The 1255-nt window shown below is 53.2% G+C and carries 1 protein-coding gene and 1 pseudogene; one reads left to right on the forward strand and one right to left on the reverse strand.

Features of this window, described 5'->3' with window-relative positions; translation table 11 throughout:
* Positions 1-1047, reverse strand: a pseudogene (locus WAA15_RS24385) (hypothetical protein); the annotation flags it as partial.
* Between WAA15_RS24385 and WAA15_RS24390 the strand changes: the two are divergent.
* Positions 1031-1255, forward strand: a 225-nt coding sequence (locus tag WAA15_RS24390) for a hypothetical protein (protein WP_337045463.1), incomplete at its 3' end; no start/stop codon positions are given. The pseudogene WAA15_RS24385 and the gene WAA15_RS24390 overlap by 17 nt on opposite strands.

Genomic DNA, 1255 nt, shown 5'->3' on the forward strand with positions numbered 1-1255 from the left:
ATTTGGTGCGTTGATGGTTGGTGCTGTCGGCTGCGTTACAATCTCTAAACCCGTTACTGCCGTACTCGCCGGACTGGTACATGAACCAACCGTACAAGTTGCGGTAATGCTGTATGTGCCTACACTTGATAAAGTTAAGCTCGTTCCGGTGCTGCTGTTAGACCATGTGACGGTTCCTGCGCAGCCGCTTGCCGTAAGTGTGAGCGTACTTGGCGCGCAAACCACTTTCGGATTTGGTGCGTTGATGGTTGGTGCTGTCGGCTGCGTTACAATCTCTAAACCCGTTACTGCCGTACTCGCCGGACTGGTACATGAACCAACCGTACAAGTTGCGGTAATGCTGTATGTGCCTACACTTGATAAAGTTAAGCTCGTTCCGGTGCTGCTGTTAGACCATGTGACGGTTCCTGCGCAGCCGCTTGCCGTAAGTGTGAGCGTACTTGGCGCGCAAACCACTTTCGGATTTGGTGCGTTGATGGTTGGTGCTGTCGGCTGCGTTACAATCTCTAAACCCGTTACTGCCGTGCTTGCTGGACTGGTACAAGAACCAACCGTACAAGTTGCCGTTATGCTGTATGTTCCCACCGAAGAAAGCGTTAAACTCGTTCCGGTGCTGCTATTCGACCATGTGACGGTTCCTGCGCAACCGCTTGCCGTAAGCGTGAGCGTACTTGGCGAACAAACTACTTTCGGGTTTGGTGCGTTGATGGTTGGTGCTGTCGGCTGTGTCACAATCTCTAAGCCCGTTACCGCCGTACTCGCCGGACTGGTACAAGAACCAACCGTACAAGTTGCGGTAATGCTGTATGTTCCCACCGAAGAAAGCGTTAAGCTCGTTCCGGTGCTGCTATTCGACCATGTGACGGTTCCTGCGCAACCGCTTGCCGTAAGCGTGAGCGTACTTGGCGAACAAACTACTTTCGGGTTTGGTGCGTTGATGGTTGGTGCTGTCGGCTGTGTCACAATCTCTAAGCCCGTTACCGCCGTACTCGCCGGACTGGTACAAGAACCAACCGTACAAGTTGCGGTAATGCTGTATGTTCCCACCGAAGAAAGCGTTAAGCTCGTTCCGGTGCTGCTATTCGACCATGTCACGGTTCCTGCGCAGCCGCTTGCTGTAAGTGTAAGCGTACTTGGCGAACAAACTACTTTCGGATTCGGGGCGTTGATGGTTGGGGCCGTCGGCTGTGTTACAATCTCTAAGCCTGTGACCGCCGTACTCGCCGGACTGGTACAAGAACCAACCGTACAAGTT

This window comes from Emticicia sp. 17c (assembly GCF_037153985.1).
Taxonomy (GTDB): Bacteria; Bacteroidota; Bacteroidia; order Cytophagales; family Spirosomataceae; genus Emticicia.